Origin of the sequence: Algoriphagus sp. (assembly GCF_024642405.1) — a bacterium.
Classification (GTDB): domain Bacteria; phylum Bacteroidota; class Bacteroidia; order Cytophagales; family Cyclobacteriaceae; genus Algoriphagus.
In genome coordinates this window covers 1-4,435 of the sequence record NZ_JAHEBC010000317.1, presented here as the reverse complement: position 1 = coordinate 4,435, position 4,435 = coordinate 1, and the positions used below count along the sequence as shown (strand labels likewise).

Sequence of the window (4,435 nt, the reverse complement as noted above, 5' to 3'; positions counted from 1 at the left end):
TCAAGTATCAGGAACGCCTTTTGAAACCACGGTTGATACTTTAAAATCTGGATCAAGAGAGCAACTCGTTACCGGAATTGTAACTACCATGTTTGCTACCTTGACGGTGATTCGAAAAGCAATTGAACTTAATGCGAATTTCATCATCGTGCATGAGCCCACTTTTTACAATCATTTGGATGATATAGATTGGTTAAAAAATGATCCAGTTTATCAATACAAAGCCGACCTCCTTCAAAAGCATGGTATAGCTGTTTGGAGAAATCATGATTACGTCCATAGACTTCAAATTGATGGAGTTCAAGCCGGAGTAGTAAATGAATTGGGTTGGAATGACTATTACAATCAAAATGCAATTTTAAACCTTCCTGAAACGACCCTAGGTGGATTGATAGATCATATCAAATCAAAAATGGGTGTTCCAGCTTTGCGATATGTGGGTGATTTAAATCAAAAAGCCTCCAAAATACTTTTGCTTCCAGGTGCTATTGGAGGAAGACGACAAATTGAACTGATCATGCAGGAGAACCCTGATGTCTTGATCTGTGGAGAAAGTCCGGAATGGGAAACGCCTGAGTATGTCAGAAATGCCAATGAAATGGGGGAAAAGCTTGGTCTCATCGTAATTGGTCATTCGGCCAGCGAAGAGGGAGGATCAGAATTTATGAAATCCTGGATTGAGGAAAATATTCCTGGCATACCGGTCACCCATTTCCCTTCTGGAAATTCTCTTCAGGTGAAATAGTTAATAGGATATTTAAGTAAAAACGTTGTCAGTCCGAGCGTAGGCATAGCTATCGAGATCGAGGACTTTTCGATAAATTAAAGACTGGAGAAAGGTATACTTTGAATACCCATCAAACTCTTCCTAGGTAGCCTTCGACTCCGCTCAGGCTGACACCTGATGGCTAAACGAATAAAGTCCATTCAGCCTGACAACCGATTATGGCTCACAGATTCAACTGCGACTGCCTACTGATCACTGTAACTTTTTTAAAGGCTCCAAGTATTCCCAACATCCGACAAGGGAATGCAGCCCAGATATTCACCTGGAATAGGATCATAGCTCAGGATATTCTTACCAACTTCTTCCGAGGAAAAGTAAGCCCAAAGTGACATGGATTTCAATTGACGATAAAATGCCACCGGTTTTTGCTCTCCCACTGCTGTCCCCCAAACTCCCGGATTGAATTTGGCAGTTTCTGCCTCAGCTTTTTTCAAAACTGCAGTTTTGTCTTCTGAGCTTAAATTGGCAAATACATCACCAAACTCTTCCTTGCAACTGGAATTGAATTTATCGATTTCCGAAGACACATATTTCTGCGAACTTTCGTCATACGACTTTGCATACATCAAGTCCAAGAAAATATCCACTTTGACATCTAATGCCCCTGGAGTTTCTGTCTTTGGCAAAATTGTATCCACAAAAGTGGAAACAAAAACTGCCTGATCCTGACTTAAAAACTGAGGAACCCAATCTACTCGCTTTTGCTCTTTGCAAGATTGAAGCAGGGAAAGCAACGTCGGGGTAGCCACGGCCGATCCGGCCAATAGCGCTGTTCTTCTAAGTGCGTTTCTTCTGTTCATGAGATTATAGGTTATTTTTCTTCAATTCGGATACTGCAAAATCTGCCGCTCGGGCTGTCAAGGCCATATAGGTCAAAGAAGGATTGACACAGGAAGAGGAAGTCATACAAGCTCCATCGGTCACAAAAACATTCTTGGCTCCATGCACCTGATTATTACCATTCAATACAGAAGTTTTCGAATCTCTTCCCATTCTGGCAGTTCCCATTTCATGGATTCCATAACCCATTTCATGTTCATTATCGAAGTCCACGATATCCTGAAGTCCTGCCCTTTCGAGCATTTCTTTAGCATCAATCCTAATCTGCTTATTCATCGCCAACTCATTTTCTCCCCATTCCGCATCAATGGACAAGGTTGGTTGTCCCCATTTATCCAAGACATCTTTATTCAAGGTGACCTTGTTTTCATGATTTGGTAAGCACTCCGCAAAACCTGTGATAAAGAACTCCCAAGGTCCTGGTTTCATCAAACTATCTTTGAAATCTCCTCCAAAATCCTCTTGGTTAGAACCTGCTCCCCAACCTGCACGACCTCCACTTCCCTGGAAACCAAAGCCTCTCACAAAAGTGTCTGCTTTGGTTTTCTCATCCAGATTATAATAGCGAGGAATATAAATCCCGTTCGGTCTGCGTCCTTTGTAATACTGATCATCAAAACCTTCAACTTTCCCCATTGCTCCTACGCGATAGGTGTGGTCCATTAGATTATGTCCTAACTCTCCACTGTCATTCCCCAGTCCATTTGGAAATCTATCAGAAGTCGAATTCATCAAGATCTGAGTAGAACTCAAGGTTGAAGCATTACAGAAAATGATTTTAGCATTGTATTCTAAAACTTCACTGGTTTCGGAATCGATAATTCTCACGCCAGTTGCCTTGCCTGTTGCATCATCATAAATAATAGACTGAGCAATAGAAAATGGACGGATCGTCAAATTACCGGTTGCATTTGCTGCTGGAAGAGTCACTGCATTACTGCTAAAATAAGCTCCATAAGGGCATCCTCTGTCACAACGATTTCTGAATTGGCACTTTCCTCGACCATTGATCGGCTCAGTTAAGTGAGCCACCCGGCCAATGATCATATTCCGGCCATTATATTCTTTTTCAATTCTCTCTTTTACATGCTTCTCTACACAATTAAGCTCCATTGGAGGAAGAAAATGGCTATCCGGTAACTGAGGTAAACCCAATGCTTCCCCACTAATTCCGGCGAATTTTTCTACATACGTATACCAAGGTGCCAGATCCTTGTATCGAATCGGCCAATCTACACCATGACCGTCTTTTAGATTCGCTTCAAAATCCAAGTCAGACCATCTGTAACATTGCTTTCCCCAAAGCAAAGATCTACCTCCCATTTGATGAGCACGAACCCACATAAATGGTTTTACTTCAGTGTATGGATTTTCTACATCGTTGGCATGAAAATGCTCGTTATTTGAACCAATAAATCCGGATCGGATTCCTTTTGGATGTCTTGCCTTTTGTTCCGGAGTAAGACTTCCTCTGAGTTCAGTGTCCCACGGATCTAAACTCATAGTTGGATAATCTGTGACGTGCTCCACAATTCTTCCTCGTTCCAGTACAAGGGTTTTCAATCCTTTTTCGCAAAGTTCCTTCGCAGCCCATCCCCCACTTATTCCAGATCCGATTACAATCGCATCGTAGGTCATTTCTTGTTTTGCGTCAATATTAAAATTGGCCATAGGTTTAAATTTAATTGGGGTTTAAGTTACACAAATCCGTAAAAAATTAAGTAGAAGAACTAGAAACAATTAATATCCTGAGTTATTCAAATCATCCATCAATACAATTTTATTTCTTAAAAATCTAAAAAATATGATCACAAGACTAAATCCATAGGAACCAAGCTCATCCTTTTTACTATCTAAATTTCCTTTTCATTCCTCCATTTCTCAAACAATTGGATTAATTTTCGGGTATGAAAAAATGCCTAATACTTGTACTCTTTATAGGATTCACAATTTCAGCCTTTAGCCAAAAGCTTGCAAAAGTGGAAGAACAACTTCTTGCTGAAGTTGAAAAAAATTACAATTCAACTGTTTCTCTTTTAGAAGAAGTCACAAATATCAATTCCGGGTCTCTAAATTCAGAAGGAGTAAGAGCTGTTTCCAAAGTTTTTGAAAGAGAGTTCCAAAAAATCGGTTTCGAAACAGAATGGTATAAGTTGCCACCGGAAGCTAGAAGAGCAGGACATTTTATAGCGACACGAAAGGGCACAAAAGGCAAAAAGCTCTTTCTTATTGGGCATTTAGATACAGTTTTTGAGAAGGATATGCCGTTTACTCCCTTTACATTTTTGAATGACAGCACTGCAACTGGACAAGGGGTCAATGATATGAAAGGTGGGGATGTCATGATTTTCGCAAGCCTAAAAGCATTGCATGATTTAGGGCTTTTAGAAGACAGAACTATCACGGTTTATTTCACCGGTGATGAAGAGAGTTCTGCTGATGAAGAACTTTCTAGAAGAGATTTTATAGCAAAAGCAAAAGAACATGATATTGCCTTAGGGTATGAAACGACTCAAAGTTTTGGAATCGCGACAGTAGCAAGAAGAGGAAGTAGCGGATGGACTTTGAAAACAAGCGGTAGACAGTCACATTCAAGTGGGGTTTTTAGAGAATCAGTGGGTTATGGAGCCATTTACGAAGCAGCAAGGATATTGACAGAATTCAGGGAAGAATTGGCAGGAGAACAATATTTAACCTTCAACCCCGGTCAGATCATCGGAGGTTCTGATATCAATTATAATTCTGAAAACGGTAAAGGAGAAGCTTTAGGAAAGACAAATATAGTCGCTAGGGAAGCACTCGTTACAG

Annotated in this window: 4 protein-coding genes; 2 read left to right on the top strand and 2 right to left on the bottom strand. The window is 40.5% G+C overall.

The genetic code is table 11. The features are described 5' to 3' along the window. Nucleotides 1-745, top strand: a 745-nt coding sequence (locus Q0L68_RS16870) for a Nif3-like dinuclear metal center hexameric protein (protein WP_296705394.1), incomplete at its 5' end; no start/stop codon positions are given. A 248-nt stretch (nt 746-993) separates the two neighbouring features. On the opposite strand, the gene Q0L68_RS16865 is transcribed toward Q0L68_RS16870, so the two are convergent. Together Q0L68_RS16865 and Q0L68_RS16860 are read right to left on the bottom strand one after the other, a co-directional pair. Further along, nucleotides 994-1,587, bottom strand: coding sequence for a gluconate 2-dehydrogenase subunit 3 family protein (locus Q0L68_RS16865; protein ID WP_296705392.1), 594 nt, complete (start codon nt 1,585-1,587; stop codon nt 994-996). Nucleotides 1,588-1,591: 4 nt separating this feature from the next. Continuing rightward, a complete protein-coding gene (locus tag Q0L68_RS16860) occupies nt 1,592-3,298 on the bottom strand; it encodes a GMC family oxidoreductase (RefSeq protein ID WP_296705391.1) in 1,707 nt (568 codons plus the stop codon). A gap of 236 nt (nt 3,299-3,534) precedes the next feature. Between Q0L68_RS16860 and Q0L68_RS16855 the strand changes: the two genes are divergently transcribed. Further along, nucleotides 3,535-4,435: M20/M25/M40 family metallo-hydrolase (locus Q0L68_RS16855; RefSeq protein WP_296705389.1), on the top strand; the 901-nt coding region annotated here is incomplete at its 3' end.

Excerpts from the sequence above, each read along its gene's own strand:
- Q0L68_RS16860 (WP_296705391.1), bottom strand. The coding sequence starts at position 3,298 with ATGGCCAATTTTAATATTGACGCAAAACAAGAAATGACCTACGATGCG.
- Q0L68_RS16865 (WP_296705392.1), bottom strand. The coding sequence starts at position 1,587 with ATGAACAGAAGAAACGCACTTAGAAGAACAGCGCTATTGGCCGGATCG.